The 17784-nt window shown below is 60.4% G+C and carries 13 protein-coding genes; 2 read left to right on the forward strand and 11 right to left on the reverse strand.

Going from position 1 to position 17784, the window contains the following annotated elements; all coding sequences use genetic code 11:
- Both OO730_RS05100 and OO730_RS05105 read right to left on the reverse strand, forming a co-directional pair.
- Window positions 1-2061 (reverse strand): ATP-binding protein, encoded by a 2061-nt coding sequence (locus tag OO730_RS05100; RefSeq protein ID WP_264983505.1) that lies wholly within the window; start codon window positions 2059-2061, stop codon window positions 1-3.
- Between the two features lie 12 nt (window positions 2062-2073).
- A complete protein-coding gene (locus OO730_RS05105; RefSeq protein ID WP_264984125.1) occupies window positions 2074-2973 on the reverse strand; it encodes a phosphate/phosphite/phosphonate ABC transporter substrate-binding protein in 900 nt (299 codons plus the stop codon).
- 203 nt (window positions 2974-3176) lie between these two features.
- On the opposite strand from OO730_RS05105, the gene OO730_RS05110 reads away from it, so the two are divergent.
- On the forward strand, window positions 3177-3689 hold the full coding sequence (locus tag OO730_RS05110) for a PH domain-containing protein (protein WP_264983506.1): 513 nt from the start codon (window positions 3177-3179) through the stop codon (window positions 3687-3689).
- Between the two features lie 69 nt (window positions 3690-3758).
- Here OO730_RS05110 and OO730_RS05115 read toward each other — a convergent pair whose 3' ends face one another.
- The 3 genes from OO730_RS05115 to OO730_RS05125 form a co-directional block, all read right to left on the reverse strand.
- Window positions 3759-4376, reverse strand: coding sequence for a hypothetical protein (locus tag OO730_RS05115; RefSeq protein ID WP_264983507.1), 618 nt, complete (start codon window positions 4374-4376; stop codon window positions 3759-3761).
- Window positions 4377-4446: 70 nt separating this feature from the next.
- Entirely contained in the window at window positions 4447-5574 is a 1128-nt protein-coding gene (locus OO730_RS05120; protein WP_264983508.1) for a sulfite exporter TauE/SafE family protein, read from the reverse strand.
- A gap of 73 nt (window positions 5575-5647) precedes the next feature.
- Window positions 5648-6094 carry a 4Fe-4S dicluster domain-containing protein gene (locus tag OO730_RS05125; RefSeq protein WP_264983509.1) on the reverse strand — a complete coding sequence of 149 codons (447 nt, stop codon included), beginning with the start codon at window positions 6092-6094 and terminating at the stop codon, window positions 5648-5650.
- Between the two features lie 271 nt (window positions 6095-6365).
- Between OO730_RS05125 and OO730_RS05130 the strand changes: the two genes are divergently transcribed.
- Entirely contained in the window at window positions 6366-8447 is a 2082-nt protein-coding gene (locus OO730_RS05130; RefSeq protein WP_264983510.1) for a molybdopterin-containing oxidoreductase family protein, read from the forward strand.
- A 486-nt stretch (window positions 8448-8933) separates the two neighbouring features.
- Here the strand turns inward: OO730_RS05130 and OO730_RS05135 are convergent, their stop codons facing one another.
- From OO730_RS05135 to OO730_RS05165, 6 genes are all read right to left on the reverse strand, one after another.
- Window positions 8934-9701 carry a VPLPA-CTERM sorting domain-containing protein gene (locus tag OO730_RS05135; RefSeq protein ID WP_264983511.1) on the reverse strand — a complete coding sequence of 256 codons (768 nt, stop codon included), beginning with the start codon at window positions 9699-9701 and terminating at the stop codon, window positions 8934-8936.
- 158 nt (window positions 9702-9859) lie between these two features.
- Window positions 9860-11383 carry a calcium-binding protein gene (locus OO730_RS16225; protein WP_323373368.1) on the reverse strand — a complete coding sequence of 508 codons (1524 nt, stop codon included), beginning with the start codon at window positions 11381-11383 and terminating at the stop codon, window positions 9860-9862.
- Window positions 11384-11587: 204 nt separating this feature from the next.
- Entirely contained in the window at window positions 11588-13957 is a 2370-nt protein-coding gene (locus OO730_RS05150; RefSeq protein ID WP_264983512.1) for a tetratricopeptide repeat protein, read from the reverse strand.
- A gap of 26 nt (window positions 13958-13983) precedes the next feature.
- Entirely contained in the window at window positions 13984-15396 is a 1413-nt protein-coding gene (locus OO730_RS05155; protein ID WP_264983513.1) for a sugar transferase, read from the reverse strand.
- 350 nt (window positions 15397-15746) lie between these two features.
- Window positions 15747-16949: an ExeA family protein gene (locus OO730_RS05160; RefSeq protein WP_264983514.1), complete on the reverse strand. Its 1203-nt coding sequence runs from the start codon at window positions 16947-16949 to the stop codon at window positions 15747-15749.
- A gap of 6 nt (window positions 16950-16955) precedes the next feature.
- Window positions 16956-17765: an AAA family ATPase gene (locus tag OO730_RS05165; RefSeq protein ID WP_264983515.1), complete on the reverse strand. Its 810-nt coding sequence runs from the start codon at window positions 17763-17765 to the stop codon at window positions 16956-16958.
- Window positions 17766-17784: the final 19 nt, after the last annotated feature.

Here is a 17784-nt window from a genome sequence, read left to right on the forward strand (position 1 = left end):
TTACTCCTCTGCGGATTCCGCCGTATCGCTGGAGTGATCCAGCGGCAGGTTGATTTCGAAAACCGTGCCCGGTCCTTTTTCCGCCTCGTCCATGTAGGGGAAGCCGAAGTCCTCGGGCACGGGGCTGTCGGCATGGATTTCGCCGTCGTGATCCTCGATGATGCCGAAGGAAACGGACAGCCCCAGGCCGGTCCCCTGTCCCACGGACTTTGTGGAATAGAAGGGATCGAAAATCTTTTCCAGGGCATCCTCCGGGATGCCCTCGCCGCTGTCGGCCACCCACACGGACACGATGCCCGCCGGGGTGTCCAGCTTGGTCCGGATGAGAATGGTCCCGCCCTTGCCGTCCATGGCGTCGCGTGCGTTGTTGAGCAGGTTGATCCAGACCTGCTTCAGTTTTTCCGGGTCCCCGTAGATGATCGGGAAGCGGTCGTCCATCTGGGTCAGGATCGTCACATTGTCCAGCTCGAAGGTGTGGCGCACCAGGCTGACCGCCTCCAGTACGGAGTTGTTGAAGCACATCTCCCGCTTGGCTGATTCGCTCTGGCGCGAAAAGCCGAGCAGGTCGGCCACGATCTTCTTGCACACCTGGGCCTGCTTTTCGATGATGGCCAGGTCCTGCTGAATCTGGCTGCCCTCCTCGACATCCTCCTGCAGCAATTGGGAGTAGCCGAGGATGATGCCCAGCGGGGTGTTGATCTCATGGGCCACGCCGCCGGCCATCAGGCCGAGGGATTCCATCTTCTGGGCCTGGATGAGCTGGTTCTCGAACCCCTTGATGTCCGTGATGTCGCGGTCCGTGCGCAGCAGACCGACGATGCGGCCGTCCTCGGCGTGGACCGGGATGGAGACCACGTGGAACCAGCGGTCGCCCTTTTCCCCCCGCACCTGGATCTGGGTGTCCAGGCGGCGGCCCGAGGTCAGGATGTCGCGTCCGGCCAGATGCCGCTCCTCGGCCTCGGCCTCGTAAAAAAGATCGAAGTCGGTCTTGCCGACCACCTCGTCCAGGGGCACGCCCACGGATTCGGCAAAGGACTTGTTGCACCCCTGGTAGCGCATGGTGCCGTCCACCAGGGAGACGCGGTCCGGGGTAACGTCCAGGATGGTGCGCGTGAGACGCTGCTGGTCGCGGAGGTTGCGTTCGGCGTCCCGCAACTCATCGATATGCCGCTTGAGCGACAGGGCCATGACGTCGAAGGTCTCGGCCAGATCCTGGATCTCGTCGCCCGCATTCTCCCGGTAGACCGCGCACTTGCGGCAGGACTCCAGGCGGCACTGGAAGCTGTCTTCGTTGTTGCAGTCGGGGCACATGGTCCCGGCGATGTACCAGCACCGCCGCTGTCGCTCCCCATAGGCGGGACACTGGAAGGTGTTGCACTGCTGCTTCTCCCAGCAATGGACGCCGCTCGCCGGGGCGGACATGGTGTCCAGGTTGCCCGTGAGCATGTCCTCGGCGTGGGACCGCAACCGGCCCAGCCGGGCCGTGACCCGACGCGCGAAATACGTGCCCATGGTCGTGGCAATGATCAGGACGCCCGCAAACAGCCCGGCCATGATGGTGATCTGCTGCTGCACGGCCCGGTTGATGCGCGCCCTGGACAGCCCGATGCGCACCGTGCCGATGTGACCGTCGGCCACCCGCACCGGTGCCATGAAATCATAGATGCGCCGGGAGCCGTCGGCCAGGAGGACGATGCTGGGGCCGCTCTCGGCCACCCGCTGGTTCACAGCCAGCAGGTCCACCGGGAACCCCTTCTGGAAGGTATGGGCCAGGACGTGCCCGTCCTGGTCGCGGAGAAAGGCGTAGACCACGTCCTCCACCCGGTTCTGCTCGTCCACCATGTTCTTGAGCCGCAGGAAGTCGCGGGCCAGCATGGGGTCCACGGCCCGGGCGGCCAAGCTCTCGACCAGTGCGGTGCCGCGCCGCCTCGCCTCGTCCACCAGGGACCGTGCGTTCATGGTGCCCACGATGGGCAACAGCAAGATGGCCATGACAATGAGAATGCCCGAAATGCCCAGGTTGAGCTTGGTGCGGAAACGAAGCCGGGGGAAGAGTCGCATGCCGTTTCCCCCCTACTTCCGCAGCCCGAGTGTGCGGGTCAGTTCCCTGACCGGATCATAGTCGGAGTCCTCGGCCGGGAGAATGGCCTGCATGCCCGCAGCGTCCAGAACGACGGCATCATCGGGCTGCTTGTGATCGAGCTTGAACATGGCGGCGGAAATAGCCTTGACCACGGCGGGATCGAGCCCCTTGCGGGAGGCGTACACCCAGCCCGGATACGGGCGGGTCTCGGCCAGCACCCTGATGTCGTCCACGTCGATCTTCCCGGACACCACGGCCAGGGTGCCCTTGCGGATGGAACCGACGTCATAGGCTCCGGCGTACACGGCCAGGGCGACCTTTTCCTGCTTGCCGCCGGGGCCGGGCGCGAAGTCGATGGTCTCGAAATCCTCGGCCATGATGCCGTGATCATGGAAAAAGCCCAAGGCGAAGAGATAGCCGCCTGCGGACCCCGGGTCCACGGCGATCCACCGCTTTCCCCGGCAGTCGTCGATGCTCTTTATGGCCGGATTGTCCTGGCGGACGATGATCTGCCCCCGGAAATTGGGTTCGCCGTTGGGTTCGACGATGCGGGCGAACGCCGATGCCCCGGCGTCGGCCAGACGCAGGTAGATCAGGGGGTTGGAATAGGAAATATCGATCTCGCCCCGGGCCACCATCTTGACGTGCTCGTCAAAGGTGTCCGGGAAAATCTGCCTGAGCCGCAAGCCGGTCTCCTTGCGCAGGTATTCGAGCATCTTGCGATGCCGCTGAAAGGAGGTGGTATGGGAATATTGCGGGAGATAGGCGTAGGTGATGGCATCCACCTGGCGGGGGGCCACCAGGGGCTCGCGTCGGGACAGATCGACCACCACGGATTCCTCACTGTCCGAGCAGCCCGCAGCCGCCAGAAGACAGGCGAACAGCAGCATCGTGGTCAACAGGTGCAACAGGGAGTCGAATCGCAACTTCTTCACAGTCTTCTCCGGCGTTCACCACGCCGCGTTAAATGTCATCCGCTTAAACAGTACAGTAAATCTCCCGTCAATCCAACCCGCCATTATCCTTGGCAACGCGCTTCAATGCCAGTATGAAGAGAATCTAAACGACATCGCGCCAACAAGGAGATTCATTCATGGCAGCCACTTTCAAGATTCCCATGAGCAAAATGGTGCTCACGCTCTTCCTCATCGCCGTCGCAGCCGTGGCCGGGGTGGTGACCTGGAGCTTCCGTTCAGGCCTTACCTGGACGGGTATCTGCCTCATCGCCGTGGCCGGTCCCCTTGCCGTGTTCTACTGGTACATGCTCTACATCACGCCCAAACGGGCTGCCATCACCGTGGCCGAAGAGGGTATCCTCCTGGCCGCCCCACCGTTCGCCTCGGCGGTCATCCCCTGGGCCAGCGTGGTCAAGACCTTCCCCGTCAACCTGGTCCTGGACGACGACTTCGCGATCACCAAGGCGGTCAAGCACATGAGCTTCGCGGGCTACAAGTCCGGGGTGGTCAAGATCAAGGACAACCGGGAGGCCGTCATCGTGACCAACCGCCGGGACGTGCTCTGCATCCAGACGGAAGACCGCTACTACCTGCTCGGACCTTCCGACCTCTCCGGCTTCATCAAGGAAGTGGAGAAAGCCGGGCCCTAACCGCAACCGGCCGATCCGACAAAGAACAAAGCCGCCCTTTTTGGGCGGCTTTTATTTCGTCTCGATTCTTCAATGCCCTTCCGGCACCGGCCTTCTTTCCAAGACCGCTCGTTTTCCTTCGTCGTCCAGCAGGTCCACGTAGGTCATCATTTCCTCTCCGGCCTCGTTTTCCTGTACCTTCCGCCGTATGGTCCTGAACAACGGAATCCACGGCTTGGCCAGGCTGAAACCATATCTGGCCAGGATGTAGGCCGGGATGAAGATGAAAGCCGGGCTCACCGAACCGATGAACGGCACGGCGAAGTCCACTTCGCCGAACCGGTAGAAAAGCCAGCCGATGGCGAAAGGAACCACCCACAACGAGGACGCGAACAGGGCGATGCGGGCAAAGAAGTTCTTGCCGAAGGCGTCGTTGGCGATGGAGTTGCAGGCCTTCCAGGCGGTCTTGTCCTTAGCGCCCAGCGCCCGGACGGAAAGATTGTGATGATCCACCATGTCGCGGTTGATGGTGGCGAAATGCTTTTTGTTCAGGAAATAGACCCCGGCCATGCACAGCTCGCCGATGACGGTGGCTGCCAGACAGACCCAGGCAAGACCGATGGCAAAGCCCACATAGGCATTGCCGTTCAGCCTGAACGCCCAGATCATCCAGGGGTCGAGAAATTCGTAAATCATTTGGCCCGTCATGGTCTATCCTGATGGTATGGGGGGCCGTCCATGTGGACGGCCCCCTCGTTGTTCCGGTTGAGTCGTTGACCTAGAAGGGGGGAACCAGGGAGTAGCCCAGGAAGCCCTTGGAGGTATAGCGGACGCCGACGTACACGGCCAGGACGATGAAGATGTACTTCAGGACCTTGTCCGGGATGAACTTGGACGTCTTGGGTCCGATGATGGAGCCGATGACGATGCCGACGAGTTCGGCGCCGATCAGGCCCCATTCCACCGGGGTGGACTTGAGCAGCATGTAGGATGCGATGGAGTTGACCATGCCGATGAGGACCGCCAGGGCGGAGGTACCGGCAACCAGGTACATGGGCAGACCGGCCACGGAGGTCAGGAACGGCACCAGCAGGAAGCCGCCGCCGACACCCAGGAAGGAAGCCATGGCTGCGATGAAGAAACCACCGACCACGGGGATCAGCGGATTGAACTTGAACTCCACGCCGAAGAAGGTGAACTCACAGGCGGTGGGGGTGAACTTCTGCACCTTGACGCCCATCTCGGCCATGTCGACGGTGCCGCCGGCCTGCTGTTCCTTGACGGACTTCTGGAAGGCCTCGGCAGCCTGCTTGGCGGCCTTCTTGGAAGCCTGACCCTTAGGGGTGGTCTCATAGGTGAGATAGCAACCCAGGAACAGGACGAAGAGACCGAAGTAGCCGAGGTAGGCCTTCAGGGAGATCTTGCCGGCGGTCAGCCAGGGCACGAGCCAGGAACCGGCCACAGAGCCGATGGCCAGGGCGATGCCCAGCGGCAGCACGAGGCGGCCTGCCTTGAAGTAGTTGAAGGAGGACAGGGCGGCGGAACAACCGACCAGCCACTGGTTGGACACGCGGATGGAGTCGGTGACGACCTTGTTCATCTTGGTGCCCTTGCCGAAGGAGCTGGCGTAATCGCCCAGGCCGTAGATGGTGATGTGACCAACACCGGCCATGATGCCGCCGAACGCGCCGACGGTGGAGAAGATCCAGCCCACCCAGATCGCCCAGACCAGGCCGATGATGATGTTGAGCTGCGGACCGCCGGGGATGCCCAGATAGCCGGGTTCACCAGTCGGTTTGGCTTCGGCGATGGCGTCGGCCAGACGGTCGGCCATGGCGGGTTCGGCCACGAAGCACGCAACCGCCACCAGGGCCAGCATCAGAAGAGTTTTGTTGGAACGTAACACTGTTACCTCCTCATCAATGTTTAAACGTAAAAAATCACTCCGCAGCCCCCAAAGCCCCGGAGTTGGCACCTATTTATTTCCGGACGAACGTCAAGGCCTTTGCCGTACATCCGGTTACGCACGCGGGTTCTCCCCCGGCTTCGATGCGATCCACACAGTAATCGCACTTCATGATCTTGCCGGTGGCTTCGTTGAAAACGGGAACGGTCCAGGGACAGGCCTCGATGCAGGCCTGGCAGCCGTCGCACTTGTCAAGGTCGACCAGGACGAGGCCGTCCTCCCGCTTGTACATCGCCCCGGTGGGGCAGGCGGGCACGCACTGCGGCTTCTTGCAGTGACGGCAGTTCTGGTACTTGAGCTTGGCGGTGGGCTTGCCCTCCTCGTCGGGGATGGGTCCCTCGGCGATAAGGCGGTTGAGCGACAACCCTTCGGGGACCTTGTTCTTCACCTTGCAGTGAACAAGGCAGGCGTCGCAGGCGATACACCGCTTCTTGTCATACTTAATTGTGTAGCTAGCCATTTTTCACCTCGAAAACATTCGTGTTGGGCGCGCAGTCCCGTTGATAACTGACGATCTGAAAGAAAAAGCGGTCCCGGTCAACGCCTGGTACGCATGATCCTTTTTTCACAATTAATTGCGACCAATATACACTGATTTTCCATTTTATCCCAATTATAATGTGATAACTTTCACATCATGGGATATCATTGTCCTTGGTTGACCCGGACATATAGTGTCCACCCTACGGATAGAAATGCGCAGTCCATCCGGAATTTTTCAGGAGGAAGTCATGACTAAGGAATATGTATACAGCATCTGCGGCATGTGCTCGGTGCGCTGCCCCATCAAGGTCGAGGTTGTCGACGGCAAGGCCGAGTATATCGAGGGCGGCGTTCCGCTGAAGGGGTCGCTCTGTCCGCGCGGCGCGGCAGGGACGGCCCTGAGCTACGATGAGGAGCGGCCGCAGTATCCCATGGTCCGCACCGGCAAGCGCGGCGAGGGCAAATGGAAACAGGTCTCCTGGGATGAAGCCCTGGACTACGTGGCCGACGAACTCAAACGCATCCAGGACACTTACGGCAAGGACTCGGTCCTCTTCTCCGACCGGGGCGGCCCGTTCCGTGATTTCTACCGCGCCTTCCTGCGCGGCATCGGCACGGCCAACTACAACAACCACGACTCCGCCTGCGCCCGCAACGTCCAGAACGCCGCCCTGTCCGTGTTCGGATTCGGCCGCAAAGGCGTGTCCTACGATTTCAACAACTGCAAGCACATCGTGCTCCAGCAGCGCAACGTCATGGAAGCGATCAACGTTTCCGAGGTCAACGCCGTGCTCAACGCCCTGGACAAGGGCGCCAAGCTGTCCGTTGTCGACATCCGCGCCAACGTGCCCGCCACCAAGGCCGACAACTTCTTCATGATCCGCCCCGGCACCGACTACGCCTTCAACCTGGCCGTCATCCACGTGCTTATCAATGAGGAATTGTACGACAAGGAATTCGTTGCCGACTGGCTCGAGGACTTCGACACGCTCAAGGATTTCGTCCGGCAGTACACCCCCGAGTGGGCCGCCGAGGAAACCGGCTTGGACGCCGACGCCATCCGCGACTTCTGTCGCCAGCTGGCCGAGGCAGCCCCGAGCGTGATCTGGCATCCCGGCTGGATGACCGCCCGCTACAACGACTCCTTTTACATGACCAGGACCATCTACCTGATCAACGCCCTGCTCGGCGCCATCGGGGCCAAGGGCGGCCTGCCCTTCATGAACAAGCCCGGCGATGTCGGGGCCAAGGGCCTCCAGAGCTTCATGAACCTCTACCCCAAGCCCGAGGGGAAACGCGCCGACGGCATCGGCTGGATGGACGGACGCAAGCACTTTGACGCCGGCCCCGGGCTGGTGCACCTGGCCTACGAGGCAGCCGTGGACGAGAAGCCGTATCCGATCAAGGCCTACATCGCCCAGCGCCACGACCCGCTCATGGCCTTCCCCGATTCCGCCGACGTCAAGGCCATGTGGGACAACATCGAGCTGCTGGTGGCCGCGACCTTCTCCTGGTCCGACACCGCCTGGAACGCGGACGTGGTCCTGCCCATCTCGCCCTACCTTGAGCGCGATGAAATCATCATGACCAAGAACGGGCCCAAGCCCGCCCTCCAGATGCGCAAACGCGCCGTCCAGCCCCTCTACGACACCAAGGCCGTCTGGGAAATATACGCCGGACTGGCCAAGCGCATGGGCCTGGACGAGCTGGACTACGACAATATCGAAGACATCTGGAAATTCCAGCTCGACGGCACGGGCGTGTCCATCGAGGACTTCGCAAAGACCGGCATCGTGTCCCTGGCCTCCGAACCGCTGTACAAGCCGGTCAAGGAAGGCTCCTTCAAGACCCCGTCCGGCAAGATCCAGGTCATCGACGCCAAGCTCGAAGGCGACGGCCTGCCCTCGCTCAAGCCCTACGTGTCCCCGGAACGGCCGCCCGAGGGCAAGTTCCGCATCACCTTCGGCCGCTGCGCCCTGCACACCCAGGGCCACACCGTGAACAACTCCCTGCTCTTCGAACGCATGCCCGAGAACACGCTGTGGATCAACACGGCCCGCGCCGACAAGCTGGGCATCGCCACCGACGACTACGTCAAGGTGTCCAACAACGGCTACGAGGCCAAGATCAAGGCGTTCGTCACCGACTTCGTCCACCCCGAATGCGTATTCATGATCCACGGTTTCGGCCACACCCTGCCCTGCGAATCCCGCGCACGCGGCAAGGGCGCGGCGGACAACGAGCTCATGCCCAAGGGCATAAGGAAGTGGGACAGGGGCGGTGGAGCCATCGCCATGCAGGAACACTTCATCGAAGTCAGCAAGGCATAACTTCCTCACAATCCCCACACTGTGGAAAGGCCGACATCGCCCCCGATGTCGGCCTTTCCCGTTGTGCGCAAGCCATTATCGTGTCGAGCCCGGACACTTGGCCGGGCAGCCGACCTCTTTGACCGCGCACACCGACACAACGCCCTCCGACAACCGTCCGACAGGCAGGACTTCCTGCCATGTCCTTTATCCTGCACATTTTCACGCCTGCCTTGTCGCACGATCCAGTCAGATTCCGCCCCAAGGCAACCGGCACCAGTGTCCACTTCGGCCCATCCGGCCACTCCGGACTTGTCCGGATTTTTCGGACACGCGCATTCCATGCAAACCGCACATCCCATTGCCCGCATGCCCGGCTATCCCTTGCAGACAGCCCCGGATAGAACCCGGCAAATATGCAACCTAACGGACGCGCAAAAAAAGGGCCCCTCTCCGAAGAGAGGGGCCTTGAAGTATCAGCCTACTAGCTAGCTTGTACGGTATACGCTACGCCTTGAAGCGGCGGCGAAGGCCGACCAGGCCGATCAGGCCGGAGCCCAGGAGCCATGCGGCACCGGGGATCGGGGTCGGGGTATAGTCGAATGCGGTCAGCTCGACCACCACGTCGCCACCATCCGAGGCCAACGATTCGAGCCCGGACAACTGGTCAATCGGGTTGTACGAGGAAAAGTACAGAGCGTCGATGTTCAAAAGGGTCTCAAAACCGTTGTTCATGTAGAAGGAAAACGAGGGGTCAAGGTCAGGCTCATTGGGAAACGCAGGATATGTCGTGGTGGTGCCCGTCAGCACGAAGATGAGGGAATCGCCGGAGTAATCGACGAACTGGAAGCCGTCGGTGTTGTCACCGCTCTGGCCCTCGGCCCTGAAATACTGCGCGGAGTTGTTCGCATCGAAGCCGACGGAATTCAGGTCACCGCTCATGTCGATGGTCAGATAGATGGGATTTTCCTGAGCTTGATACGTAAAGGTAAACTGCTCGGCAGGCCGGCGCTGCTCGTTGGGAGCAACGAATCTGATGCCCAAGGTGCTCCCCGAATATCCGATCACGGACCCGTCATTGTTGATGCCGGCTCCGCCGTCGCCGGGGGCCCAGTATCCAACAAAATCCATACCCCTGCTCCAGCCTTCGCCATACAGATCAGTGTCCCACGCGGGCTGTTCGAAACCGGTGTGGATCACCAGCGAACTGGCGAAAGCGCTGCTGGCGAACAGCAGGGTCATAATCAGAACAATAATGCTAGCTCGATACTTCATGATAGCACTCCTTAATCTTTGCATTGACTATGAAAGAATCGTGCCATTGCATTCTTTCATCCGTATCTATCTGATTGTTATGTCTTTTTCAAAAACACGCTTACTGACTGGGCTGAATGTCCGGGAAAGACGGACAGGGACGTTCAGCCATCCGGTCGCTAAGTGGTCAGATCGATGTACAACTGGCTGTTGTAAAAATCGGTGACAGTCCAATTATCCAGCACCACAATCGTGCTCGCCCCGCTTCCGTCCGCGTTGGCGGTAAAGACCAGGGCAGGATCGACCGTGCCGTCGGTATCATTGCGGAAATAAAGATTTGTGAAGAAACAGCCGTCAAGCTGGATCTGGTCCTCTCCATCCACAAAGTCGCTCACTTCAACAATGCTCCAATCAGTGCTGGAGGGGTCAAGAATGGGATCATCCGGGGTCAATGACGACGAATTAATGAGAAGAGTATCATGCCCGTCACCCAAGGTTACTTCGTCATACGCGATGCCGGAGCTGGCACCGTTGAGGCCGGGGTCGTTGGTGCCGGGGTTGATCGTATCGTTGCCGTCGCCGCCGAATATCTGATCATTGCCGGCCCCGCCGTGGAGGTAGTCGTTACCGGCGTCGCCGTACATGACGTCTTCGCCTGTGCCGCCATAAAGGTTGTCGTCGCCGTCGCCGCCGTTGAGCAGATCGGCCCCGCCGCTTCCCTTGATGATGTCGTCACCGGTCCCACCGAGGATGGTGTCGTCTCCGATGCCGCCGATCAGGTTGTCGGAACCGGCACCGCCGTCGATGTAGTCATTGCCGGAATTGGTCCAGATGACATCGTCCCCGTCGTTACCGTAAACCTTCACGTCCATGATGTTGCCGTTGCCGTCGGTGTAATCCATGGTCGTGCTGGACAAATCGATGATGTCGTCGAAGGAACTGCCCCGGATCTCCTCGATTCCGCTGATACGGGCATCCGTACCATCGGAGTTGCTCCAGGGAGCACCGGGGGAATCGTCTTCAAGGAGCAGCACCGAACCATAGCCGTAAATGTCGGGCATGGTCAGGACGTCGTTGCCATCGGTTCCGTGGTACTCGGTCCGGGTCCGTATGTGGCCGTACAGGTCGGCACTGTCGGCGATCTGCTGTTCGTCCGCCTTGGGCTTGTAAAATGCGACGGAGGTATAGTCGTCGTTGTCAAAGCGCCTCCAAACAGCCTCACCCTGATAATCGATGTTGTTGTCGCCGCTGCCCCGGGTGTCGCCCGGCACTTCCTCGACCGGTTCGGGCTGCTGCTGGTCGTAGGCATCGCCCTGGCCGCCCAAGGCGTCCAGGCCGTCGAACAGGACTCCGGCATCGTCGCTGTAGGCGCCTGCGCCGGAACCACCGGCTGCGGCACCGGCTGCGGTCTCGATATCTTCAGCGGTATTGCCGCCCTCGGTGCCGCCCATGATCGCCGCCAGGAATTCCGCGGCGGAGAACGTCTGCCCGTCCTGGGTCAGGAAATTCTCGACCAGGGAATTGCCGTCAGCGTCGAAGAAATTTTCAAGACGAATCTCGTTGCCTTCATATTCAACTATAAGAGTGGTCCCGTCCGCCCGCATCGCGGTCGGATCGAAATCAAAGTTGAACTGGACGTCGGTCTGGCCGGCAACGTCGTAGGTCGACACTTTGGTCGTGGGGGCATTGATGATCATGGACATTATATACCTCGTTTGTAAGAGTATAATGCACGGTTGCGTTTAAGTGCGTCTATATGCCCAATTAGTGCAAGGAGCATGCAAACTTAATAAAATTAATTGTTTATCCTGTTGATAACTTTTTTGCCCCCACAGGACTTATCAAATCCGAAAAACCCGGACAATCCCTTCCGATTCAAAAGGAACTGCCCGGGTCTCAGATATTTTCTACAGTGATTTCATGAGTTCTTCCAGTTGGGCGCGCTCGGGGAAATCCTGGCCGTCCTTGAGCGCCGCATCAACCACTCGCCGGGCCTCCACGTTGTGGGACCACTTGGCCAGGACCACGGCCAGGTGGTAGGCGACGGTCTTGTTGTCGGGTATCTTTTCGTATGCCTTGTTCAGCGTCTCAATGGACTGTTCGCGGTTGCCAAGCAAATGGTAGAGCCATCCCAGTGTGTCCAGAGCCTCGGGGTTGCCCTTCTCGGCGGCCAGCTGCGCCAGGTCCAGCGCCCGCTTCAGCGTCGCCTCGTCCGTGGACGTCTCCGCGAGGACGTATGCCAGGTTGTTGGCTGCGGGAAGGAACTTGGGCTGCTTCTTCAGCACGGACTCGTACGCTTTGATCGCACCGTCGATGTCGCCCTTCATCTGGTAGATCTGGCCGAGCATGAACTCCTCGACATAGGCGTCGGGGTTCTTTTCCAGCACGGCCTTGCACTCCTTGACGACCTTGTCCGTCTCGTTGTTGGCCATGTAGAGACCGATCAGACGTTGATACGGCACGCTCCATTCCGGGGCCAGCTCGCTCGCCTTGCGGAATTCCTTTTCCGCAGCTTCGCGATCCTTCTGCATCATGGCCAGACGGCCGAACATGTCGTGCAGGATCGGACTGTTCGCGTCTTCGGCCAACAGTTCATTGCGATACGCCTCGAACGTGGCCGTGTCGCCGGAGGCATACAGGGCCAGCAGCTTGCGTTCAATGGCCGCAGCGGACTTGGGATGCAGCTGGAGCACCTTTTCGTAATAGTCGATGGCCGCAGGATAGTCCTTTCCGGCCTCGGCCAGGAGACCGAGACGCAGCAATGCCGGGCCGTGGCCCTCGGGCAGATCCAGCACGGACAAATAGGCTTCCCTGGCTGCGGCCTCTTCACCGCGCATCCGCTTCACATCGCCCAGGGCCAGGAGCAGGGACGGTTCCCCGGGGTTCTGCTTCAGCAGGACGCCAAGCTCCTCTTCGGCGGCGTCCCATTGGCCGTAGCGGGAATAATATTGCACCAGCAGGTTGCGCGAGGGGGCATAGTCCGAATTGAGCTCAAGGGTGTCATGCAGTTCCTCGACAGCCATCAACCCCTTGTCCTGGGCAAAGTAGGCGCGGGCCAGCAGATACCGGGCCTGATAGTTTTCCGGCATCTCCTTGCGCACGATCTGCAGATCGGCGATGGCCCCCTCGACATCGCCCGTGCCGAGACGAGCCTGGGCGCGGAGATAGAGAATCTCCGGCGAGGCGCTGCGGCTGGCGGCGTCGTCCAGGACCTCGAGCGCGGCCGGGAAATCCTTTTGAGCTATGTATAGCGTGCCGAGCTTGGACAGGGCCGAAGCGGCCAGGGGGTGGTCGGGATACTTTTCGGCAATGGCGGGAAGCAGCGCAACCACTTCATCCACCTTTTTCTGGGCAAAGAGAATGTCCGCCCGTGCCAGCTCGAGCTTGATATCCTTCAGGCCGTCCTTTTCAGCCGTGTCGAGCACGGCCAGACTCTGGTCGAAATGATTGCTCCGCATGTGGAACCCGACCAAAGCCAGTCGATACTCCAGGCTGTCGGGGTTGGCTTCGATCTGCTGCAGCATCATGGACTCGGCTTTGGCCGTCTGCCCTGACCGCTCGTAGAGCCGGGCGATCATCAACTGCACAGGGGCCTTGTTCTCGGAAACGTCCAGGAGGGCGAGGTAATATTTCTCGGCGGCAGCATAATCTTCGACTGCCTCGGCCATGGTGGCCGCCTTGAACAGCAGCACCCTGTTGCCCGGGTTGGCCGCCAACCCCTCCTGCAGGGTTTTGTCGGCGTTGTCCTTGTCTCCCTTGCGCTCGTAGGTGGTGACCAGACCGATGACCGCATCGGCGTTGCCCGGGTGGCTGGTCAGGATGGCGGACAAAATCCGCTGGGCGCCGTCGAGATCCCCCGACTGGAGGAGCACCCCGGCCTTCAGCATATGGCCGGCCGTACTTTCCGGATCCAGTTCAAGCACGATGCGCGCCTGTTCCGACGCCTTGTCATATTGTCGGGAGAGCAGATACAGGCGGCCCAGTCCGAGTTGCGCATCCACGAGGGAGGGGTCGAGTTCCACGGCCCGCCCGTACGAGCCGAAGGCCTTGCGCCAGTTCTGGGACTGGATGTTGCAATTGGCGAGCACGAGGTATGCCTTGGCCGACTTGTTATCCAGCTTGATGGCGTTCTTGGCCTCGACCATGGCCTCGTCGAACTTGCCCTGTTCGTAATACTTGATGGCCTTCTCGGTGTACTCGACGCTCTTTTCCTCCGAGGAGGAACAGGCGGCGAACAAAACGAGGACACACAACAGCAAACATACCTTTTTCGTCATTGGATCGGCTCCGTGTACTTATATTTCTAGGATGCACCGTGTTTCGTGAATATCACCCAAATGGTCTTGAAAACAATCCGGATATCATGAATGAAACGCCAGCCGTCGATATATTCCAAATCCAGTCTTACCACGTCCGCAAAATCATTGATCTCACTGCGCCCGGACACCTGCCACAGCCCGGTCACGCCCGGCTTCATCGAGATGCGCCGCCTTTCGGCCTTGGCGTAGTGGCTGACCTCGTCCACGGTAGGCGGCCGGGTGCCGACCAGGCTCATTTCGCCACGGATGACGTTGATGAACTGCGGGAACTCGTCCAGCGAAGTCTTGCGCAGGAAACGTCCCACCCTGGTCACGCGCGGGTCGTCCTTCATCTTGAACATGTGCCCTTCCATCTCGTTCTTGTCCATGAGTTCCTTTTTGCGCTCCTCGGCGTCGATGTACATGGAGCGGAACTTGTGCAAACGGAACTTGCGGTTGTTCTGCCCGACGCGCACCTGGGAAAACAGGACCGGCCCCGGCGACTCCAGCTTGATGGCCAGGGCGATGGGCACATACATGATGCACAGCAGCACGAACCCGAGAGCTCCGCCCGCCAGGTCCAGGAGGCGCTTGTAAAACAGCCCGCTGGCATTGATGGTGGTGCCGTAGAGGCTCAGGGCAGGGATATTGTCGATGGAATCCACCTGGAGTCCCCAACGACCGTCGTCCGGGGCGAACATGGCGGGCACGATGCGGCAGGTCAAACCCGTTTCCTTGCAGATGTCGAGATACATGGGAAAGTCAAAGGGCACGTTGCCCGGCACGGTGAACACGACCTCGTCGACATCATTTTCCAGGATGATATGAGCCATGTCCTCCGCCGACCCGAGGCAGGGAAGGCCCTCTATCTGGAACAGCGGCCCTACGGCCAGCGAACCGACCAGGGTGTGACCCCAGCTCTTCTGCCGCTGAAAGGCTTTGAAAACCGCCTCAACACGGTCGGAGCTGCCCACCAGCAGGATGCGCCGCAATCCATAGGCGTCCGCGCTGCGCCGGAAGAAATAATAGAACAGGGCGCGCACGAACATAAGCCCCATGAAGACCAACGCGGCGTATATGCCGAGGAACATCCGGGAAAGGGACTCTTCCTTGATGAAAAACAGCCCCATGGTGACCAGGGAAAAGTCAATAGCGACCGCCAGGGTCACCTTGCGCAGGGCCGCCCAGAACGGCGGGTTGAAGTCCGAGGCGTAGAAGCCCAACTGGCCGAGGACATAGCAGTTGACGAACATGAGCGACATGACGATGGAGATGAACATGCCGCCGTCCAAGGCCCATTCCGCATCGCCGCCCAGAAGCCAGCGGAGATAGTACGCGGCGTAGCCGGCCAGGATGACGACAATGCCGTCCATGACCAGCGCGACGTTGGTGGTGACGTAGACCTGTTCCTTATACATGATGCTTCACCGGCTTCACCATCCTCAATAATCCGCACCCGGATGCGGCACCTGTTGTCGGTCGAGGCAGCTGACGGATGCAATCCCTCCCTGCAAACGCCAACGCTTCATCCACCGGCATGCGGACCGTATCGTTGGGACACAAGCCAATTGATACCGGGCCCGGGCCGCCGAGAATCTCCATGGCTCCAACCCCGCAACAACATGCAGTTGGGAATGAGAGCACCAATCAGACATCCGAAGCCCTTGACGGCAACAGGCAGCTTCTTGTTCCGCCCGCTGTCCATCGACCGCTGCACCGATTTCATGAAGCCTGCTTTCCGGTACCGTACCAACCTTCACTCTTTCTTTCAAAACGTGAAAGCGCCGAACAGAGAATGAAGAAAGCCCTTCTTGCGCTCCTTCTCCTCATGCTCGTCGATGGAGTCCATTGTTTCCCGGCCCGACAACTCGTCGAGTTGCTGCTTCAGCATCCGGTTCTTGTGAAAAAGGGCGATGCACCGCCCGAAATACCGCTCGGACCTGACGCGTTCCTTTTCCAGCAGTTCGGTCAGGGACTTGACCAACTTGTCGTTTCCCTTGGCCAGGGAACCGTCCACCTGGCCCGACTGCCAGTTGACCTGGGCGACGAGCTTGGCCACCTGGGACTCGAGCTGGGCGATCCGCCTGAGGTGCTCCTCGCTCAACCCCTCTGCAGCAGCCGCACCAGCGGGCGATATCGTTGCCGGAGTCCCGGCCCGGTGCGGGTCGATGCCGATGTTGTCATCGATGATCAGCTTGATGACGTCCCTGGAGATGGTCTCCATGGAATCCGCGTACCCGTATACCAGGGCGGCGTTGCACATGACATTGACCGACCGGGGTATGCCCCCGGTGTATTCGTGCAGCAGGTCCAGGGCATCTTCATCGAACAGGTTGCCGTCCTTGGCGCCGGCTTTTTCAAGACGGTATCGGACGTATTCGCCCATCTCCTCCCGGGAAAGCGACACCAGGTGGTAGCTGATGGCCACGCGCTGGGCCAGCTGTTCCAGGCCGGGCCCCTGAATGATATCCCGCAGTTCCGGCTGGCCCGCCAGGATGATCTGGAGCAGCGGCTGCGTGTCGGTCTGGAGGTTGGACAAAAGCCGCACCTCTTCCAGGGACTCGGAAGACAGGTTCTGGGCCTCGTCGATGATCAGCAGACAACGCCGCCCCTGGCTGTAGACTTCAATGAGATGCTGATTGAGCAGATCGAGATTCTTGGACTTGTCCTGGCCGACCCCTTCCACCTCCAGCTCGATCAGGATGAGCCGGAGCAGTTCCTCGGCGTTGACGTTGGTGTTGAAGACCACCGCCACTTCGACGTCGTCGGTCAATTCAGTCAGCAGGTACTTGATCAGCGTGGTCTTGCCTGTGCCGATCTCGCCCGTGAAAAGGATGAAGCCGATATTCTCGGAAAACCCGTAGCGCAGATAGGTCAGGGCCTGGTTGTGCTTCTCGCTTCGGTACAGAATGCCCGGATTGGGGATGATGTCGAACGGCTTCTCCGTCAACCCGTAAAATGTGCGAAACATGGCAGCCTACTGGGTCACGTGTTTATTCAGGACCACACCGATGATGTTCGCATCGCCGAGCATGTCGATGGAGGCCCTGATGTCCGCCTGGGACGTCTTGCCCTCTTCCACCACCAGGATGACGCCGTCCACGTAGGTGGAGAAGACCAGCGCGTCGGGCATGTCCAGCACGTGGGGGCAGTCGAATATCACGTAGCGGTCGGGGTATCGGTTCTTGCACTCCCGGACCATCTTGTGCATGCGCGGGGAGCTGATCAGGTCGGCCGATTCGGTGGTGGCCTGACAGGCGGGCAGCACCACCAGCTTTTCGATACCGGGGTTGACCATCAGCTCCGGGAGTTCCATCTGGCCGATGAGGTAGTCCTCGATCCCGGCCTGCTGATCGCGGCACACGCCCAGGGTCTGGGCCACGCCGGGCCAGCGCAGGTTGATGTCCACCAAAAGCGCGGTTTGGCGCGCGTCACGGGCTATGGCCATGGCCAGGTTGGTGGCCACGATGGTCTTGCCTTCCTGCCGTCGCGGGCTGGTGACCATAATGGTATTGAACCGTTCCTTGCGGGTGTTCTGCAGCAACTTTGCCCGGAGGACGTTGAACGCGTCCCGGGTGTGCTGGGCGCTGCCGTCGGTCAACAACCGGTTGCGCTCCATGTGCAGGTCCGTGGTCTCCTGCACCTGGGTGCGCCGGTACTCCGGCTTCTGCGCCTCTTCCCCGACCAACTGGGTTTCCCCGGCCGGCGGCGTCGATGCGGCCTGCTGCCCGGCTCCGTCGACCCGTTCTTCCTGGGCCCTCTTCAATGCCTTCGCGATCTTGCTCATTGCTCTCTTCCTCGGGACG

Origin of the sequence: Pseudodesulfovibrio portus (assembly GCF_026000375.1) — a bacterium.
Taxonomy (GTDB): Bacteria; Desulfobacterota; Desulfovibrionia; order Desulfovibrionales; family Desulfovibrionaceae; genus Pseudodesulfovibrio; species Pseudodesulfovibrio portus.

Coding starts and splice junctions, on each gene's coding strand:
- OO730_RS05100 (WP_264983505.1), bottom strand. CDS start 2,061: ATGCGACTCTTCCCCCGGCTTCGTTTCCGCACCAAGCTCAACCTGGGC.
- OO730_RS05105 (WP_264984125.1), bottom strand. CDS start 2,973: ATGCTGCTGTTCGCCTGTCTTCTGGCGGCTGCGGGCTGCTCGGACAGT.
- OO730_RS05110 (WP_264983506.1), top strand. CDS start 3,177: ATGGCAGCCACTTTCAAGATTCCCATGAGCAAAATGGTGCTCACGCTC.
- OO730_RS05115 (WP_264983507.1), bottom strand. CDS start 4,376: ATGACGGGCCAAATGATTTACGAATTTCTCGACCCCTGGATGATCTGG.
- OO730_RS05125 (WP_264983509.1), bottom strand. CDS start 6,094: ATGGCTAGCTACACAATTAAGTATGACAAGAAGCGGTGTATCGCCTGC.
- OO730_RS05130 (WP_264983510.1), top strand. CDS start 6,366: ATGACTAAGGAATATGTATACAGCATCTGCGGCATGTGCTCGGTGCGC.
- OO730_RS05135 (WP_264983511.1), bottom strand. CDS start 9,701: ATGAAGTATCGAGCTAGCATTATTGTTCTGATTATGACCCTGCTGTTC.
- OO730_RS16225 (WP_323373368.1), bottom strand. CDS start 11,383: ATGTCCATGATCATCAATGCCCCCACGACCAAAGTGTCGACCTACGAC.
- OO730_RS05150 (WP_264983512.1), bottom strand. CDS start 13,957: ATGACGAAAAAGGTATGTTTGCTGTTGTGTGTCCTCGTTTTGTTCGCC.
- OO730_RS05155 (WP_264983513.1), bottom strand. CDS start 15,396: ATGTATAAGGAACAGGTCTACGTCACCACCAACGTCGCGCTGGTCATG.
- OO730_RS05160 (WP_264983514.1), bottom strand. CDS start 16,949: ATGTTTCGCACATTTTACGGGTTGACGGAGAAGCCGTTCGACATCATC.
- OO730_RS05165 (WP_264983515.1), bottom strand. CDS start 17,765: ATGAGCAAGATCGCGAAGGCATTGAAGAGGGCCCAGGAAGAACGGGTC.